Origin of the sequence: Mesorhizobium sp. M1396 (genome assembly GCF_040317725.1) — a bacterium.
Taxonomy (GTDB): domain Bacteria; phylum Pseudomonadota; class Alphaproteobacteria; order Rhizobiales; family Rhizobiaceae; genus Mesorhizobium.
In genome coordinates this window covers 94,026-110,430 of the sequence record NZ_JAMYLA010000018.1, presented here as the reverse complement: position 1 = coordinate 110,430, position 16,405 = coordinate 94,026, and the positions used below count along the sequence as shown (strand labels likewise).

The 16,405-nt window shown below is 58.8% G+C and carries 17 protein-coding genes; 6 read left to right on the top strand and 11 right to left on the bottom strand.

Annotated elements, in window-relative coordinates; translation table 11 throughout:
* Positions 1–11 precede the first annotated feature (11 nt).
* From NKH02_RS14480 to NKH02_RS14435, 10 genes are all read right to left on the bottom strand, one after another.
* Complete coding sequence (locus NKH02_RS14480; protein ID WP_352879565.1) at positions 12–602, bottom strand: hypothetical protein; 591 nt, start codon at positions 600–602, stop codon at positions 12–14.
* Positions 599–1,198, bottom strand: a complete 600-nt coding sequence (locus NKH02_RS14475; RefSeq protein ID WP_352879563.1) for a L,D-transpeptidase — start codon at positions 1,196–1,198, stop codon at positions 599–601. The genes NKH02_RS14480 and NKH02_RS14475 overlap by 4 nt, the downstream gene beginning before the upstream one ends.
* The gene (locus NKH02_RS14470) at positions 1,182–2,345 is read right to left on the bottom strand and encodes a CpaE/TadZ family protein (RefSeq protein ID WP_352879561.1); all 1,164 of its coding nucleotides are present in this window, start codon (positions 2,343–2,345) and stop codon (positions 1,182–1,184) included. Before NKH02_RS14470 ends, NKH02_RS14475 begins: the two co-directional genes overlap by 17 nt.
* The gene (locus tag NKH02_RS14465) at positions 2,342–2,983 is read right to left on the bottom strand and encodes a TadE/TadG family type IV pilus assembly protein (protein WP_352879559.1); all 642 of its coding nucleotides are present in this window, start codon (positions 2,981–2,983) and stop codon (positions 2,342–2,344) included. Before NKH02_RS14465 ends, NKH02_RS14470 begins: the two co-directional genes overlap by 4 nt.
* Before the next feature lies 1 nt (position 2,984).
* On the bottom strand, positions 2,985–3,542 hold the full coding sequence (locus NKH02_RS14460) for a TadE/TadG family type IV pilus assembly protein (protein ID WP_352879558.1): 558 nt from the start codon (positions 3,540–3,542) through the stop codon (positions 2,985–2,987).
* Positions 3,517–4,995 carry a pilus assembly protein TadG-related protein gene (locus NKH02_RS14455; protein WP_352879557.1) on the bottom strand — a complete coding sequence of 493 codons (1,479 nt, stop codon included), beginning with the start codon at positions 4,993–4,995 and terminating at the stop codon, positions 3,517–3,519. Before NKH02_RS14455 ends, NKH02_RS14460 begins: the two co-directional genes overlap by 26 nt.
* Positions 4,996–5,064: 69 nt before the next feature.
* Positions 5,065–5,355, bottom strand: a complete 291-nt coding sequence (locus NKH02_RS14450; protein ID WP_352879555.1) for a hypothetical protein — start codon at positions 5,353–5,355, stop codon at positions 5,065–5,067.
* Positions 5,342–6,784, bottom strand: a complete 1,443-nt coding sequence (locus NKH02_RS14445) for a type II and III secretion system protein family protein (RefSeq protein WP_352879553.1) — start codon at positions 6,782–6,784, stop codon at positions 5,342–5,344. Before NKH02_RS14445 ends, NKH02_RS14450 begins: the two co-directional genes overlap by 14 nt.
* 55 nt (positions 6,785–6,839) lie before the next feature.
* Positions 6,840–7,880 (bottom strand): Flp pilus assembly protein CpaB, encoded by a 1,041-nt coding sequence (cpaB, locus tag NKH02_RS14440; RefSeq protein WP_352879552.1) that lies wholly within the window; start codon positions 7,878–7,880, stop codon positions 6,840–6,842.
* Positions 7,881–7,975: 95 nt separating this feature from the next.
* Positions 7,976–8,197, bottom strand: coding sequence for a Flp family type IVb pilin (locus NKH02_RS14435; RefSeq protein ID WP_127329153.1), 222 nt, complete (start codon positions 8,195–8,197; stop codon positions 7,976–7,978).
* A 530-nt stretch (positions 8,198–8,727) separates the two neighbouring features.
* Here NKH02_RS14435 and NKH02_RS14430 point away from each other — a divergent pair.
* From NKH02_RS14430 to NKH02_RS14410, 5 genes are all read left to right on the top strand, one after another.
* Positions 8,728–10,110, top strand: coding sequence for a TadA family conjugal transfer-associated ATPase (locus tag NKH02_RS14430; RefSeq protein ID WP_352879551.1), 1,383 nt, complete (start codon positions 8,728–8,730; stop codon positions 10,108–10,110).
* A complete protein-coding gene (locus NKH02_RS14425) occupies positions 10,110–11,081 on the top strand; it encodes a type II secretion system F family protein (protein WP_352879549.1) in 972 nt (323 codons plus the stop codon). Before NKH02_RS14430 ends, NKH02_RS14425 begins: the two co-directional genes overlap by 1 nt.
* A gap of 67 nt (positions 11,082–11,148) precedes the next feature.
* The gene (locus NKH02_RS14420) at positions 11,149–12,048 is read left to right on the top strand and encodes a type II secretion system F family protein (RefSeq protein ID WP_352879548.1); all 900 of its coding nucleotides are present in this window, start codon (positions 11,149–11,151) and stop codon (positions 12,046–12,048) included.
* A 53-nt stretch (positions 12,049–12,101) separates the two neighbouring features.
* The gene (locus NKH02_RS14415) at positions 12,102–12,641 is read left to right on the top strand and encodes a tetratricopeptide repeat protein (protein WP_352879546.1); all 540 of its coding nucleotides are present in this window, start codon (positions 12,102–12,104) and stop codon (positions 12,639–12,641) included.
* A gap of 1 nt (position 12,642) precedes the next feature.
* Complete coding sequence (locus tag NKH02_RS14410) at positions 12,643–13,182, top strand: prepilin peptidase (RefSeq protein ID WP_352879544.1); 540 nt, start codon at positions 12,643–12,645, stop codon at positions 13,180–13,182.
* A 523-nt stretch (positions 13,183–13,705) separates the two neighbouring features.
* Here the strand turns inward: NKH02_RS14410 and NKH02_RS14405 are convergent.
* Positions 13,706–14,722: a phosphatase PAP2 family protein gene (locus NKH02_RS14405; protein WP_352879543.1), complete on the bottom strand. Its 1,017-nt coding sequence runs from the start codon at positions 14,720–14,722 to the stop codon at positions 13,706–13,708.
* A 216-nt stretch (positions 14,723–14,938) separates the two neighbouring features.
* Here NKH02_RS14405 and NKH02_RS14400 point away from each other — a divergent pair, with 216 nt between their 5' ends.
* A complete protein-coding gene (locus NKH02_RS14400; RefSeq protein ID WP_352879541.1) occupies positions 14,939–16,219 on the top strand; it encodes a hypothetical protein in 1,281 nt (426 codons plus the stop codon).
* Positions 16,220–16,405 lie beyond the last annotated feature (186 nt).

The following is a 16,405-nucleotide window of genomic DNA, read 5'->3' as shown; positions in this document are numbered from 1 at the left end:
TCCCACCAAGTCTAGTTGATCCTGCGGTAATAGACCTTGCCGTCGGGCTTCTCGATGCGCTGGTAGTTGGAGCTTGGGGGAGGAGGCGCCGCCGGTACGGTCCTCGTCCTGGGCGCGGGCGGCGCTTCGATGACGCCGGGTTCGCTGTCGCCGTCGAGAGCTTCGGGCGCTTGCGCCAGCGTGCTGGTGGTGATCTCGGACGGTTCCGCCGCACTCGACACGGCCTCGCCGCCGGCGACCGGTATATTCTTGGCCAACCGGGCAATGCTGCCATCGATCTCGTTGAAGCTGCCTTGCAGTTGGCTGTCCAGTTTCTCGAACCGGCTCTGGAAGCCGTTGTTGACCGTGTCGAGCCGTGCCGCGATCCGCTGCTCGAACGCGCCGAGCTGCTCCAGCCGCGCCTCGACGAAACGCAGGTCGCTTATGCCCCGGTAGAGATAGACCGCGGCCGCTATGTTGATCCCGGTGATCAGCAAGGCGCCGCAAGCCACAACGATGCCGATCGTCCTTGTGCTGCCGGGTCGCTCGATGGCGCCCTGTTCGCGCTGTTCATGGTTTCCGATATCGATCGCCGGCATGTCCGGTTCGCTGATCGTCGTCATTGGACCACCACCTTTGCGCCGACCGCGACGCGCTTGAAGAGATCGATCACATCCGTGTTGGTAAGCCGAAAACAGCCCGATGTCCCGTCGAAGCCGACACCCTTCGGATCGTTGGTGCCGTGTATGCGGTAGAGCGTGTCGCGCCCGTCGCGGGACAAATAGAGCGCCCTGGCGCCGAGCGGATTGTAGGGACCGGCGGGCACCATTTTCGGCAGCTCCGGCTGGCGGGCCCGCATTTCCTGCGGCGGGCGCCACTCCGGCCATTCGGTCTTCGACCCCACCTTGACGACGCCGGTCCAGCCGAACCCGTCGCGCCCGACGCTGATCTGGTAGCGCAGCGCCTGGCCCTGGCGGGTCACCAGGTAAAGCGCCTTCTCGTCCTTGCGGATGATGATCGTTCCCGGCTGCTCGGTGGTTGGAAAGGCGACGGCCTTGCGCAGGCTGGGCCCCATCGCCGGCAGCGGCGGCCGCTCGACCGACCGCGCCTCGGCGAAGTCCTGGACGGACAGCGCCAGCGCCATGCCGAGCACGCAGGCGCCGGCCAGCCGCCCAGCCATCCGGTATCTCGCGATCCGGTATCTATCGGGCGGCGTCATCGAGCCGCTCTTTGAACATCCGCTTCAGATCCTTGTTGAAGCGCGCCCGCCCATCCACTTCCGATGGCGGGATGGCCCTGTTCAGCGCGTCGGTCAGAAGCGCGTTGTCCAGCGCCACCGACTTGATGTGCGGCGCCTTGAATATCTTCTCGAGCTCGCTGCGCGAAAAGTGGTTCCCGAACCATTTGCGCTTGTGCTTGTTGGCGACCAGCGTGATGCTGACCGCGTTGCCGCGCAGCTCGCGGATCTTCTTGTAGAGCCGCTTGCCTTGCCGCAGCGAAGCGACATTGAGCTCGAAGACGATGAAGATCTCGTCGCTCGTCGAAAGCACGGAATTGTGCCAGGGCGTTTCGAGATTGGGCAGGTCGATGACGATGTCGTCGAAGCGGTAGGCGACGAGGTCCAGCAGCCGGAAGACGAAATCGCTGCCATGCGGCTCGAACGGCAGTTGCGGCCGCTCGAACGCGTAGAGGGTGAGGCCGGACGGGCGCGACAGCTTGATGACATCCATCAGCTCGACATCGAGCCGTTCCGGCTGGCCGATGATGCCGGCAAGATCGAACTGGTTGAACAGATTGAGATAGGCGCCGCAATTGGCGCTCTGGAAATCGAGATCGACCAGGCAGGTGGAAGCCGCGCGCTCGGTCGATTTCGAAGCCAGGAACTCGGCCGCCGACAGCGCCATCGTCGTCGCACCCGCGCCGCCGCTGGCGCCGATGAAGGTGATGATCCGGCTTTTCGTTCCCTGGTTGCCGGTGTCGTGGAAGGTCACCGCGTTGAGCAACTCCTTGCCGTCGAGCGGCTTGTGCAGCCAGTCGGAGGCGTTCATGCGCACCAGCACGCGCGTCTGCTCCGACGTCAGCTCGTCGGAAACCGCGATCAGCGGCACATCAGCCCACAGCGCGCGCGCCTCGACGATGCCGGGCCGGCCGAGCAACTCGCCATTGCCGAGATCGAGGATGACGATGCCCGGACGCGTGTCCGCCGGCGGCCCCTTGAGAAAGTCGTTCGTCTCGGAAATCCTGACATCATAGATCGCCAACGCATCCAGCCGCGTCGCCACATCGCGCTTGAACTGCGGATCCGACGAGAACAGCGCCACCTGCTTTCGCTTGGTCGGCGTAACCTTGGTGTTGATGGCATTCATGGCCAGGTGCTCTTTTGGTCTTCGCCCGTGACCGTGCTCAGCATGGAGGGCATGGTAATGTTACTGAAACCCAGCAAGGCGCCCAGAAAGAAGAATTGGAATGTCACGCCTTGCAAGCTAACGGTTATTGTCGGTACGGATCCGCCCGGACGGGTTTGATAACCCAATCCGGTCGCTGAATATCTGACGATTACATTGGCAGGCTGGAGCATCGGGAAAAAATGGCACATGCCCGGCCGTTGTCCCGCGGCAAGCGGAGGGCAAGTCCCAATGCCCGTCGCGTCCCCGCGAAAGATCTTGCTAAAATCAGGGACGGTGACAATAGGTACGCATCCTGTGCCGACACAGCTGCACGTGTTCGTGGCGCCGTTGCACGTATAGTCGTAGTTGCCCACAGGAATCGGGTCGCCTGGCGTTGTCGCGATTCCAGCTGCTGCAATTTCGGGTACGATCGGTGTTGAAATCGAAGCCATGCGCGCCCCGATTTCGACGGCTTTGGTGGCGGCGTTCCATTGATACCAGGCGTAGCCAAAGTCCACAAAGCCAAGGGTCAGTATCAGCAGCAGGGTCATGCTGATGGCGGCTTCCACCATCGCCGCGCCGCCTTCCTCTTTCCTGAACCGGGTTAATGTGTGCATCTCACCACCCGGTGTATCGTTCTTCGTGGCCAGCCGAGAAGGTGATCGGCCCCAGGCCAAGATAGTTGAGCAAGGACGCGCCGGTGTATGTGAAAGACGTTTCGAGCCGGACCACCCGGACGCTGGCGGTCGCGCTGTGGTAGTTCGCCAAGCCAGTATTTGGGTCAACGATCACCGGGATGACGAGGTAATTGAGATTGACCGTGACGGCCGCCGGCAGCCAACCCGTGACCCGGCTTGCAACCCCGCAATCTCCACCGCAGTTGTATGATCCTGTGGCAGCGATGTTTTTTGCATAGGTGACGCAGTTGAGCGCCGTATTGAACGTCTGATTGCAACGTGCTGCATAGCGAGCCCCATCATTGAGACCAGCTTCGATCAGCAGCTTCTGATGGAGAAGATTCCCGAACTCGAAGACGCCGGCCGAAAGACTGATCATCAGTGGCGTAATCAATGTCATTTCGACGAGGACCGCGCCTCTCTCCTCGCGACCAAACCTTCGAAAAATCGACCCGAGCCCCATCAACATCACATCACCTGTAAAGCTGTGGCTCGTCACGAACGAAATCCTGTAGCGATCCGCGCCCGCCGGCGCCGGTGATATCGACCAATTCAACCATGACCGATGCGCTTGTCGATGCGCTTGACCTCACCGGTTCCGTTAGGAAGAAACTGCCGAAAGCCCGCACTGGGATATCTGTTGAATTTCCGTTCAAATCGTAGCCCTCGTCTTCCAATCTGTTGCAGTCAACAATGGAGACATAGAGAATTCGGCGGTCAACCGTCGTGATCTGCGGCAGACATGAATTTGGCGGTGTGCCTATCTCACCGCCAGTTGACGGCGTGGCTTGAATGTTTTGTCTTAGCTCCTCTCGATAGACTTCGTAGCGCGTCGGCTTTGTGACGGCCCACCCGGCAGGTTTTGTTGCTGTGGGGGATGTTCCGAAATTGGTGTTCCAGTACCCGGTCAGATCCCAATTGCCGTCGCCCATCCGGCCACTCATATAAGGAAATGTCTGGTCACGGGGCATCCCCATCGTCCCCGGTTTTGTAAAATCCAGATCGGTTAGTTTGGGGCAGTTGTTTCCTTTTCCCGTTTTGATCGCTCCCTTTCTGACATTTCGTGCCGGGCCGTATTCTGCAGTGTTGAATTTGTTGCCGCCGGGATCGATGCTGAATCTAACATTGAAGGCATCTTCAACCGGTCCGGCATTCTGTCCGGTCTTGGTGTCGGCCGTGCCGCTTGCATAGCAACCTTTCGGAACCGACGTAGCGATCGTTTCGGCGAGCCCGTTGGCGCCATGTCCGATACCCACCGGGGGGTCGAGGAAACCGAAATTTCCTGGGCCGGCCAAAGCAGCCCCGTTGCCGATCTTACGCAGCTGGATCAGTCGACGGCGATAATCCGTGCTCGCTACCGCCTCCTCCAGCGTGATGCCTGCGGTTGGATCTTCATAGGGATTGCAGATGAACATCGGCGTGAAATCACAAACGGCGCTGTTGAACCCGGCGACCGAAACCGAACCGATGTTGAAACCGTTCACCCCGCCGACAAAAGAAGCCGGAAACATTGCTGAGAAACCAACCGGAGTGACGGTGACCTCAACAAACCTCGCGTCGGTTGCATCGGTGGTCACATTCGCGACAGTGATGGGATCGCTGTCATTGACTGGGAGACTACTCAGGTAGCGCCATGTCACGCCGGCTGCCGCAAGAGTTGTCGCTCCAGGCGGATCGCCAGCAGCTTGGTCCGCGAAACGGTAGGTGTTGAAGACAAGCGTAGCAAGGGCGTTGTTGCTGCGGGTGATCGCGTCCGACTTGCCGTCAAGCTCTGCTGCAGCTGCGAGCGCAAACGCATCGGCGCCCTTCTGAAGGTCGTTATGCAGGCTGTTGGCGCGGGACATATCGATGACCAGCAGGGCAAAACCGATGATCACCGGCAGCATGATTGCAACGAGGATCATCGCGACGCCGCGTTGATCGTTCCAGAAGGCACGAATGGTCCCCAACATGACCTTACTCTCTTTCCTCGCACCAGGGCCCCTCGCATGCCCGGCGCCCTCCGCATCCTTTCGTTCAGCTCACGGCGTCACACCCGACCCACCGACATTGACCGTGATCGCCGGCGGTGGCGGCGGTGGCGGTGGAAATTTGTAGTTGTGCGCGACAAGTGCGGCGCGCGTGCCGTCGCCTTCGATGTGTGTGTTCCTGGAGGCCGGGTTGAGCGGATCGACCGTCTGCAGCATCGAATTGAATTTCTGCGTGTCGCCGGCGGCCAACGTCACTGAATCATAATGGTTCAGATAGTCCGCGGCGCAGCCCGACAGCGCACCGGCGCACAGAATGAGGATCAAGGCGCTATTTTTTGACATAGAGCATCTTGTCCTTCGATTTGAAGTCGAGCATGTGGCCATAAGGGCCGGTGACGCCATCGCCCGTTTCGTATTTTCGGATCATGTCCTTGTTCACTTCAAGCTGGCCGAGCACGAAGAATTCCGGATCGTTGGCGGGCCGCGTCTTGTCGAAAGGCGTCGCCAGCTGCTCGCCGGGCTTCACCGGCCGCACGATGTGCGGCGTGACGATCACCACCAGCTCGGTCTCTTCCTTCTGGTTGCTCGAATTGCGAAACAGCGTCCCGATGACAGGCACCTGGCCGAGCCATGGCACCTGGTTCTGCTGCTTGATGGTCTTGCTGGACAGAAGGCCGCCGACCGCGAAGCTCTGGCCGTCGCGCAGCTCGACAACGGTGTCCAGTTTGCGGTTGGTGAAGATCGGGTCACCGGCGGAGGTGAAGCCGGTCAGGTCGCTCACTTCCGGTGCCAGCTTCATATGGATTTTGTCGTCGGCGAGCACGACCGGGGTGAACTGAAGATTGACGCCGAACTGCTTGTACTCGATCTGAATCAGGCCGTCGGCGGTGACGCTGCGGATGGGAACCTGGCCGCCGGCGTTGAAGCTGGCCTGTTCTCCGGAAAGCGTCGTGAGGTTCGGCTCAGCCAGTGTTCGCACGACGCCCTTGGCTTCGAGCGCTTCGATGACTAGGTCGACTTTGATGTTGCTGTCGATGACGCGGGTGATCAGTGCTGCAAAGGGATTGGAGTTCGACAACAGCCCGGTGATAATATTGCCCGCTCCGGCCACCACATTATCTTCGTCGACGGCGGCGCTGCCCGTGCCTACCCGGGTTGTGCCGCTGCCGTTTGTGCTCCGGATCGACACGCCAAGGTCGCGTCCGGCATTACGCTTGGCCTCCAGCACACGAACTTCGAGATTGACCTGCTGGCTGTCATCGACGGTAACGGAGTTGATGATGGCGTCGGGACCATACTGCTGCGCAACCTGCATGATGGCCTCCAGCGTCGCGCCGTCCTTGACATGGCCGCCGAGCCTGACCTTGCCGTTGATCGACCCGATTTCAATGCGCGACCTGGGTGCCACCTGGCGGATTGCCGCCGCCATGTCGCTGACATCGACGCCGACCTCGATCTGCAGGGCGCCGAGCGAGCGCTTGTCCGTGGAGAAAAGATTGACCGTGGTTGTGCCGGCGCCCTTGCCGATGACATAGAGCGTGCGGTCGGTCATCGGCTGGGCGTCGGCGATCTTCTCGTCGCCGACGACGATATCGCCCAGATTGGCACTCACCTGGACCGTTACCGATTGCGACATCGGCAGGAAGATACGATGCACGCTTGGGGTCGATACGTCGATGAAACGGTCGGCGGCATCAGCCGCAAGGCTCAACGACAGCAACGCACAGAAACAGGCCAGAACAGCGGCCAGTGATCCCCAGAACACGCGCATTTACGCTACCCCCTCGCCGGCTGATTCGGACTCCACATATCCTACTATGCCGGTGTTAATTTTGTCGCGGCACATCATATGTTTCGAGCTTTATACCTCGAAAGACACCGACTGTCGCCCGCGCCGGTGGTTCCGGCTGCACATATTTGACCACTTCCTTGACAACTTCTTTCACCTGCGGCGCAGATGCCACAGCTGGAGCCGGCTTTACCTTGCCCAGTTCGTCGAGGCGGCTTCCCACTTTTTCCACGGCCTGGGTCAAACCGGCTATCCTGTCTTCGGCGCGCTTGCGTTCCTCCGCGGCCGCTGCTTCCGCTGCTGCCTTCTTGTCGAGCTCCGCCTGCCTGGCGGCGACGTCTGCCGCCGTTTCGCCGGTCAGGTCGGAAAGCGTCACACGTTCGGTCGTCTCGCCCTTGCTGGCGGCGGCCTGGCGAAGTGCCAGCGACAACTGGCCCGCGCCCGCTGCAAGGGTCAGCTTCTGCGCATCCTTGGTGCTGGCCTCCAGCGTCACCGACTTCACCACCGTCGGATTGTCCTTGCTCACATCGGCCACCTGGTCGACGGCGAGCACCTTCATGCTCTGCAACAGCACATCGACAAAACTCCTGTCCGCACCGTCGTCGCCGCGCGCGGTGCGCGTCAGAAGTATGTCGACCCGGTCGCCCGGGAAGACGAAGCCGGCAACGCCAAGCACGTCGTTGACCCGAATGGAAACAGCTTTCATGCCGTCGCCGAGTACCGCGGAAAGTGTGGCACGCTGGCCTGGGCCTGTGATCTTGCTGGCTAGAATAGGTTCATTGGCGCTGATCGTCTGAAGCGCCTGCCTCGTGCCTTCACCAGCTAGAGCATCCTTTGTCGTCTTAAAGGCGCCTGTAGGAATCGCGCCCGCTGGCCAGGGAATTTCGCGCAGCTTGTCGACGCTTAGCGTGTCGCCAAACTTCAGCGGCATTGCCGCCACCACGACCGTGTCGCGTTGAATGCCATTCGACTGTGCCATCGCACTGCGTTGGTTGGCCAGCCAGATATTGGCAAGCACCACCGCCAGCACGCCGAACACTCCGGCGAGGACAATCATAATGAGAGTATTGGCGCGCATCTTCCCACCCCAAATCGCCCCCCAAGGGCGATGCTAGTTTCTTCCTGATGCAGAAAACTGGGTCGAGACCGAGTGGTCCCGACCCAGGAGTATGGTTACGGAGAGCAAGCGCCGGTGCCAGAACCGGTAGCGCTTACGCCGCTGCCATCGAGATTTGCGCAAAGACCGGTGAACTGAGCACCAACCCAACCGCCGATCGCGAGGATTGCCAGCAGTGACGCCGCAGCGATGATGCCGACCAGGATGGAATATTCGACCATGGCAGCGCCGTTTTCATCGTCGCGGAACTGCCGGGTCATCGTCATGAGCTTCTTCATGTCAATTTCTCCCTTTGGAGTTTCAACCCGACGAGACAGAGCAAAGGATGAAATCCATACCCAAGCATCCCCCGTCATCTCGATCCTAGGTCCCGAGAAATTGCAGAGTCAAACGGATTAAGGGTTCCTTAACTTTCATATACGTGATTCGGCAAGAAGATTGCAAAGCCATATCTTACCAAGGGATTGATTCTTTTCATTTTTCGATCGTCCTTAACCATTCGTTCACAATTTCGCCGTGGGTGTGGCAAAATTAGGGAAGCATTAGCTATAATGCATATTCCTTTATATCTAAGGGGTTAGCAGTGCCTCCGGAGCGATTTGGCGCCGAAAAACAGGCTGACGCGGAAAGGGGGGATCGACCCGGTGACCGCGAGCGGGCAGCCATATCAAATAAACTCGTTATTACAGGCTCCTGATGTTAACTATGTAGAAAGTATTACGGTTGCGCGGGTAACCTGGGCGCTTGTGCCTCCAGTGGTTAACGGTTAGTTTCCGCTAATATGAGTCCGACGGGGGTATAGGCGATTATGCTGGGGCGGTTCATCAAGGGGCCAAGCGAACAGCAGGCAGTGGCAAAGGTCGAGCCGCTGGCGGTGCTATCTGTTGCTCCGGCACCAGTCGCTGATATTGAATCCCGTGGCGACGATTTCCTGACACTCAAGGTCGAACTTCATCGCCACCTTATCGATCGGTTCAATCTGACTGCTCTTGAAAATGCGTCCAAGGATGAGATCCTGAATGAGATCCGTCCGATCGTTCGCGAATTCGTTCGCGGCCGCAACGTGCCGCTGAATGCCCGCGAGCTTGATCAACTGACCAGCGATACCGCCGACGAGATGCTGGGTCTTGGGCCGATAGAACCACTGCTTAAGGATGATTCAATCACAGACATCCTGATCAACACCCACAAGCGCGTCTTTATCGAGCGGCGTGGCTTGGTCGAAGAGACGCCAATCCGGTTTCGTGACGAGGCGCATCTGCTGCGCGTCATCAACAAGATCGTTTCCGCCATCGGCCGCCGCGTCGATGAATCGTCGCCGATGGTAGATGCCCGGCTGGAAGACGGATCTCGCGTCAACATCGCGGTGCGGCCCATCTCGGTGGACGGCCCGCTGGTCTCGATCCGCAAGTTCTCCAAGAACCCGTATTCGCTCGAACGCCTGATGGCGCTCAACTCGATCAGGCAGCCGATGATCGACATGCTGCGTATCGCGGTGCAGGCACGAAAATCGATCCTGGTTTCGGGCGGCACCGGCAGCGGCAAGACGACCTTGCTCAATGCGCTGTCGAGCTACATTCCCTCCAGGGAGCGCCTGATCACCATCGAGGACGCGGCGGAACTGCAATTGCAGCAGCCGCATGTCGGACGGCTGGAGACACGCCCGCCCAGTGTCGAAGGCAAAGGTGAGGTTCGCCAGCGCGAACTGGTCAAGAATGCGTTGCGTATGCGGCCGGACCGGATCATTGTCGGCGAAGTGCGCGGCGAGGAAGCGTTCGACATGCTGCAGGCCATGAACACCGGCCATGAGGGCTCGATGACCACCATCCATGCCAACACGCCGCGCGACGGGATTTCGCGGCTGGAGCAGATGGTCGGCATGGCCGGCATGCCGATGACGCACGAGTCCATTCGGGCGCAGATCGCTTCGGCCATCGACATCATCGTGCAGACACAAAGACTGTCGGACGGTGGCAGGCGCGTGACATCGATCTCGGAAATTACAGGAATGGAAGGCAATGTCGTGCAACTGCAGGAAATCTATCATTTCGTCCGGCGTGATGTCGCTGCCGACGGCACGATCATCGGAGAGTTTCGCGCCACGGGTGTCAGGCCGAGATTTGCGGCGGAAGCGGCAACGCTAGGACATCATTTCAGCAAGGACGCCTTCAATCCGCAGGTTGCTCTCTGATGCTGACCGGTCAGGCATTGCTTTATTTCATTTATGCACTTGCGGCGGCGTCGGTCATCCTTGCCGGTGAGGCTCTGTTTCTTTCCTTTGCCGGGCGCCGTGCGGCGGTCGGCGCCATCAATCGTCGGTTGAAGCGACTGTCTGACGAAGTTCCGGCTGAACGGACTTTGCAAAGCCTTCTCCGCGAGCGGGGTTTGACGGAATCTGGCGACTTTCTTTTTGGGCTGATCGGACTGAACAGGCTCTATACTCAGTCCGGCATCACCGGAAATCCACTCACATTCGCCGGTATATTCGTCTGTGCCGGGTTGGCATTGGCACTGCTGTTGTCGTTCCTCTTGGGCTTATCGGCCCTACTGGCGCTCGTTGTATTTCTGGTTGTCGGCTTTGTGTTGCCCCTTTTCATGCTTCGCCGCGCTCGCAACAAGCGAATCCTGAAGTTCGCGAAGCAACTCCCGAATGCTCTCGACATGATCGTGCGCTCGCTGCGCGCCGGACATCCAGCCTCCGTGGCCATTGGCCTTGTGGCGCGTGAGATGCCTGATCCCCTGGGGACGGAATTCGGTATCGTATCCGATGAGATCACCTTTGGTCTGAGTATTGAACAAGCCGTGCGAAAACTGTCTCAGCGGGTCGGATTCGAAGGCCTCCACCTGCTTTCGATATCCCTCTCCATTCAGTCCAAGACCGGCGGCAATCTGACCGAAATTCTGGCCAACCTTTCCTCGGTTCTGCGTGAGCGCCAGAAGTTGCGGATGAAAATAAGGGCGCTTTCGTCTGAAGGCCGCGTCTCAGCCTGGATCATCTCGCTGTTTCCAATTGTGATGTTCCTGATCCTTCAGATCACTGCCCCGTCCTACTATGGCAAGGTTTGGCACGACCCGATGATTGCCCCCGTGTTTTTGGGCTTTGGCGTATGGGCTCTGCTAGGCGACTTCATCATGTATCGAATGGTCAATTTCGACTTTTGAGGAGCTTACCATCAACCTGCTTTCCATAACCAACGACCTAAGTTTTCTGGTTTCCACCGCCGTTTTCGTGGCTGCGGTCGCCCTTTTCCTGTTTGGCGCGCTTGTCTTCCTGCCGGCCTTGCAGACGCGAAAGCTGGTGGCCCAAAGCCTCATGGCCGAAGGTGTGGTCGACCCTCGCTCGCTCGCGGGTCAGGAACAGTTGGCCAAGATCGCGGCGCAACGGCCGGTCGACGCATATTTTCGAACGATGGAGAAGGAGCGGCAAGAGCCAAGTGCACTTGAAGCGAAGCTTTTTCGCGCCGGCTTCTATCAAGCGAGCGCTCCATTGATCTATACGCTGTCGCGACTTGGCGCGGTGTGTGTCGGATTTTTGGCTGCCTACGCATTTCTGCTGCGAGTGTTGCCACCGCATCTGCCCGGTTTCTTCGCGCTTGCCGGCTCAGCCCTGCTAGGATTGGGGTGCATAGTGATTCCCAGCATTCTGCTCGATCGCTTCGAGAATGCTCAGAAGGAAACCTACCGTCGTGGTTTTCCGGATTTCATGGATATGATGATCACCTGCGCCGACGCAGGTATGAGCCTTGAGGCAGCGGTCGAGCGCGTTGGTTCGGAGTTGGCCGGTACCCACAAATGGCTGGGCATCCAGCTTGCGATCATGAACCTCCAACTGCGCGCGGGGAAGCCCTTGCGCGAGGCGCTGCGTGAACTCGCGGACCGTATTGGGCTTGAAGAAGCAAGAGCGCTGGCCGTGCTGTTCCGGCAATCGGAAGAGCTGGGCACCAGCCTGACGGACGCACTGCGCGTCTACAGCGAAGAGATGCGAGGGCAGAGAATTCTGAGCGCGGAGGAGAAAGCCAATGCACTGCCCGTGAAAATGATGATACCGTTGGGGCTGTGCATCTTTCCGGTCGTGCTGATGGTTATCATGTTGCCGGTCATCATCCGGATGAAGGGGATTTTCTTCTAGTTACATGTATGCTTTGGTCCTAATGTGAGTCGGGGGACCTCGAGGGGAACTATATGAGAAGGGTTATCGCTGTCGCAGCCTGCCTGTTGACGGTAGTACTTGCCGGCTGCCAGACGGACGCCACCGACGGTGTCGTCCGCACCAACGAGCCGTCGAAGGGTGATGTGACGTCCTTCGGCGATGCTTTCGACGGGCTGAAGACGGTCAGCGACGTCGAATATTACGCCTCCGACCAGGCTGTTGCCGAGGCCAAGAACCAGTTCCGCGCGGAAAATTACGGCAATGCCGGCGCGCTGTTCTTCAAAGCAACACAGCTTGCCCCCAATGACGGCGGCGCGTGGATGGGATTGGCCGCCTGCACCGACCGGATCCACCGCTTCGACCTGTCCGACCGGGCCTATGCCCGTGCCTTCAAGCTGGTCGGCGCGACGCCTGAATATTACAACAATGTCGGCTATTCCTACCTGCTGCGCGGCAAGCTGCAGGACGCCCGCAGCAATTTCCTCAAGGCCTATGAACTGGCGCCCAACGATCCGACCGTCGCCAACAATCTGAAGCTGCTGTCATCAAGCGTGCAGAATATCGAGCGCTAGCATGTTGCTGGTCGAATCGCTGCTGCTGAAGGCGCTCGCCATCCCTCTGCTGGCAAGGATCGCCTGGCTCGACTTCACCACCCAGAAGATTGCCAATCGCGATGTGCTGCTGCTGCTCTGTCTCGGGGCAGGAGGCTTGCTGCTGCTGTCGCTCCAGTCCGGATCCTGGTGGAACATGGGGCTCAGTGCCATTGCCGGGCTTCTGTTGTTCGTCGCGCTCTTCCCGTTCTGGGCGCTGCGCAAGATCGGCGCGGGCGACGTCAAGCTGATCGCTGTGGTGCCATTTTTGATCGGTGGAAGCGATCTGGTTGTGTTTTCGGTGCTGCTTTTGGTTTTCGCCCTGGCCACCGCCGCAATCGTGAAAAACCCGTTCATGCTGCCCGCGGGCGCTTTTCGGCTCATCGTCCAGCATCTGGATCGCAAGGGCGTGGTGCCATTCGGAGTGCCGATCGCGATAGCCGCGATCTGTACGATAGTGTTCCTGATCTACAAGAGTGTGGTGCTGGCGAGCAGCTCTGGAATCCTGAATCAGCTCAACTGACTCGACAGTCCGTTGCATCGTCAGAAACGCGAACCACAGCGATGTAAGCTTTGCTTAACGGGCCGGCAGGCATTCTATGTGCGAATGGAGCGCTTGAAAATGACACCCAATTACCGATTGGCAATGAATTGGCTGGCGGCTGGATTGATCGTTGGCGCAGTGGCAGTCCCGGTAGCCGCAATTGTCGACAGACCGGCTTCGCCAATGATTATCAGTGCCGAACCACCACCGCTCCCGATTATCAAGAAGAAGTATATGCGAAAGTGGCGCATCACATAGCGGCCAGCGCTTGTTCGATTTGAGTGGCCTTGCGGTTATTTTCTACGCTTCCGATGGTTAGATAAACGACCACAGGGGGAGGCGGAATGGCACTTCTACGGGAAGGAGCTATTCGGCCGCGATCAGTTCGACGCCATCGCCGCCAGATTGCGGGCGCTGAAGGGTAAGTTCATTCTCTCAATCAATGACGTGCCCACACACGTCGTATCTTCGCGGGTTTCGACATGCAGGAGCTAGAACTGTTTTACAGTGTCTCGGGAGGCAAAGGCATCCCAGCGCGGGAGCTGATTATCGTAGGCATGTTACGGCCCGCGTGTCGCCAGATCAGCAGCACGCCAATGATCGAAACGTAGCCATCCAAAGCATAGTGCCAGCCAAAATACACTGATCCATACAAGATCGAGGCCGCATACATCCAGCCGACAATGCCGAGCCGTCTGTTGAGTTTGGAGAGAAACAAGGCATTGAGAAAGGCTATGGCGACATGGATGCTCGGCATCGCCGAGATACCGACGCCGAAGACCGCGCTATCGTCAATGTATGACGCATATAGATAGTCGGATGTGCTCAGCGTCACCGTACCCAGCGGGACGGAAGCAAGGGCAGCCAATAGGTCTGCAAACCGGTCGCCATGGTACATTCGATCATAGAAGATCGGGCCTGCCGACGATCCAAGAGCCCTCAGGACTGTTCCTAGCAACAGGAGCGTTGCAGCGAACGACAGCAGATATCGAACCCTTGTGGGCGCGTTCGGCAGGAATGCTGCAAACAGGACGAAGCCGAAGAATTGAGCAAACCATATTGGCCCATACAGTAGACCGAGGGCTGGTGAGATCCATGAGGGCGTGATGGCGTGAAGGTGTCGCCAAGGCTGACCGAGATGCAAAAACTCATCCAGGTCGGCCAACGTTCGGTCGGCAAAGAACGGAACCCATGCAGGAATGAGATATTTAAACGTCGAGAAAGCTGCGATCGCCGCGCAGAATATGCCAATCACCCAAGCAGCCCCGATCCCTCGCTTTCGGATGAGGTCCCACAAATACGACATTGGAGCGGAAGGATGCGCTATCACCGAAGCCGCGCTAAGCCCGAAGAACAGCATCAGTGGCAAAGCGAAGAACTGTGTGACCATGTATTTACCCAGCAGCGCAACGAACGCGTGCCATGAAAGCAACGCCGCGACGGCAGTATAGGTCAGGGCAGCCAGCGCCAGTCTTCCTTGCACACCAAGTCGTGGCCTGGCGGCTAAAGCGTCCATCATTGGAATTCCCCTAGCTCCCAACGGTTAGTCAACCACCAATAGGCTCACCCAGCAAGGTCACGAACTCGGGTTAGTGGGTTCCTTCGGAGCCTTCGCCGGCGCGTAGGCTGACGGAAACGAAAAACCCGCCTGCGCGGCGGGTCACTGGCGCAAATCAGCACCATGGACAAAGATGTACCATAGCTGAGGTCACGAAATCAAGAAAAAATTCCTATCATGAACGGCACAAAAGCTGCCGACACAGCCGGACTGGCTGTCGTCAGGTCTTTTGTGAACCTGAGTTCGGAGCCCTACGGGACTGAGGACCTTGCCCAGCAATCAGGTCGATGGCTAAATAAACGATCACAGGGAGAAGGCAGCATGGCACTTCACCTTTCGGCGGATGCCCCGGTTTCAGTCGCACCGCAGAAATATCTCTTTGGTCCGTTCATCGATTTTCTCATGCTTGGTGGCAGTGCTTTCCTGCTCCTGCCAGTCCTGTACTTTGTGCCTCTCAAACACGAAGGTCTTGTGGCGGCGGTAATGCTCTTGCTCGCCAATCTGATAAACCATCCTCACTTCGCCCATTCCTACCAGATTTTCTATCGCGATTTCGCGCGCAAGGTGCGGGGAGATGGATACGCCAGGAATCTCCAGCTTCGTTACATTTTCGCGGGCATTGTCGTTCCGCTGATCATGTGCGCTTTCTTTGCCTATGGCTCGGTAACCGGGAACGCTCGCCTGTTGGGATATGCCACCAATGCGATGGGCTTTTTCGTCGGCTGGCACTACGTCAAGCAAGGCTACGGCATGCTGATGGTGGACGCCGTGTTGAAGCGCAAATTCTTCAGCGACCAAGACAAGAAGGTGCTGCTGTTCAACGGCTATGCCGTGTGGCTGTTCGCCTGGCTTCAGACAAACGCGGTGATCACCGAACGGCAGTTCTGGGGCCTGGATTACTACACGTTCGCTGTTCCGCCATGGGTCCTCGACATCGCGCTTGCGGTCGCCGCTGCTTCCTCGGCGGCCACCGTCGTGATGTTCGTCAATCGCTGGCGCAAGCATGGTGGCGCGCTGCCGTATAACGGCGTCGTCGCCTATGTCGTCACCCTTTATGCCTGGATCCTGTTCGTGACGATAAATCCGCTCTGGCTGCTCGTGGTGCCGGCGCTCCATTCGTTGCAGTACCTGGCGGTGGTCTGGCGTTACCAGACCAATGTCGAGCGCGACCGCGCGGATGCCGCCAGGGATCCGGAGCTCAAGGTCCTGTCCATAGCCGGACCGATGTACAGGCTGCGGGTGCTGATATTCATCGTCGCCGGCACAATTCTTGGCGCGCTTGGTTTCTGGCTCGTGCCGATGGCGCTGACGGCCCTGGTGCCCTACGACAAACAGGTGCTCGGCTCGTCGCTTTTCCTCTTCATTGCGTGGATATTCATCAACGTGCACCACTACTTCCTGGACAACGTGATGTGGCGTCGCGGAAACCCGGAAGTGTCGAAATATCTGTTCCGCTAGCTGCTTGCCGATCCTCTTCGGCCACGCCCACCATTGGACGATCGCGCTCGAAAGACGGCACGCGCGATGCATTGCGGGACCAGCTTGGAACATTATTTGCCGACAGGCCACAATTCGCAGCGCCGGCGTTCTTCCATTCGGACCAGATTGGAGTGCCCGTTGCTTTGATCGGCGGTCGTCGCGTGC

Bases quoted from the DNA above. Each gene is read 5' to 3' on its own strand.
- NKH02_RS14400 (WP_352879541.1), top strand. From the start codon at position 14,939: ATGAACGGCACAAAAGCTGCCGACACAGCCGGACTGGCTGTCGTCAGG.
- NKH02_RS14425 (WP_352879549.1), top strand. From the start codon at position 10,110: ATGCTGACCGGTCAGGCATTGCTTTATTTCATTTATGCACTTGCGGCG.
- NKH02_RS14465 (WP_352879559.1), bottom strand. From the start codon at position 2,983: ATGCACACATTAACCCGGTTCAGGAAAGAGGAAGGCGGCGCGGCGATG.
- NKH02_RS14475 (WP_352879563.1), bottom strand. From the start codon at position 1,198: ATGACGCCGCCCGATAGATACCGGATCGCGAGATACCGGATGGCTGGG.
- NKH02_RS14410 (WP_352879544.1), top strand. From the start codon at position 12,643: ATGTTGCTGGTCGAATCGCTGCTGCTGAAGGCGCTCGCCATCCCTCTG.
- NKH02_RS14405 (WP_352879543.1), bottom strand. From the start codon at position 14,722: ATGATGGACGCTTTAGCCGCCAGGCCACGACTTGGTGTGCAAGGAAGA.
- NKH02_RS14415 (WP_352879546.1), top strand. From the start codon at position 12,102: ATGAGAAGGGTTATCGCTGTCGCAGCCTGCCTGTTGACGGTAGTACTT.
- cpaB (WP_352879552.1), bottom strand. From the start codon at position 7,880: ATGCGCGCCAATACTCTCATTATGATTGTCCTCGCCGGAGTGTTCGGC.
- NKH02_RS14470 (WP_352879561.1), bottom strand. From the start codon at position 2,345: ATGAATGCCATCAACACCAAGGTTACGCCGACCAAGCGAAAGCAGGTG.
- NKH02_RS14435 (WP_127329153.1), bottom strand. From the start codon at position 8,197: ATGAAGAAGCTCATGACGATGACCCGGCAGTTCCGCGACGATGAAAAC.
- NKH02_RS14445 (WP_352879553.1), bottom strand. From the start codon at position 6,784: ATGCGCGTGTTCTGGGGATCACTGGCCGCTGTTCTGGCCTGTTTCTGT.
- NKH02_RS14430 (WP_352879551.1), top strand. From the start codon at position 8,728: ATGCTGGGGCGGTTCATCAAGGGGCCAAGCGAACAGCAGGCAGTGGCA.
- NKH02_RS14450 (WP_352879555.1), bottom strand. From the start codon at position 5,355: ATGTCAAAAAATAGCGCCTTGATCCTCATTCTGTGCGCCGGTGCGCTG.
- NKH02_RS14455 (WP_352879557.1), bottom strand. From the start codon at position 4,995: ATGTTGGGGACCATTCGTGCCTTCTGGAACGATCAACGCGGCGTCGCG.
- NKH02_RS14480 (WP_352879565.1), bottom strand. From the start codon at position 602: ATGACGACGATCAGCGAACCGGACATGCCGGCGATCGATATCGGAAAC.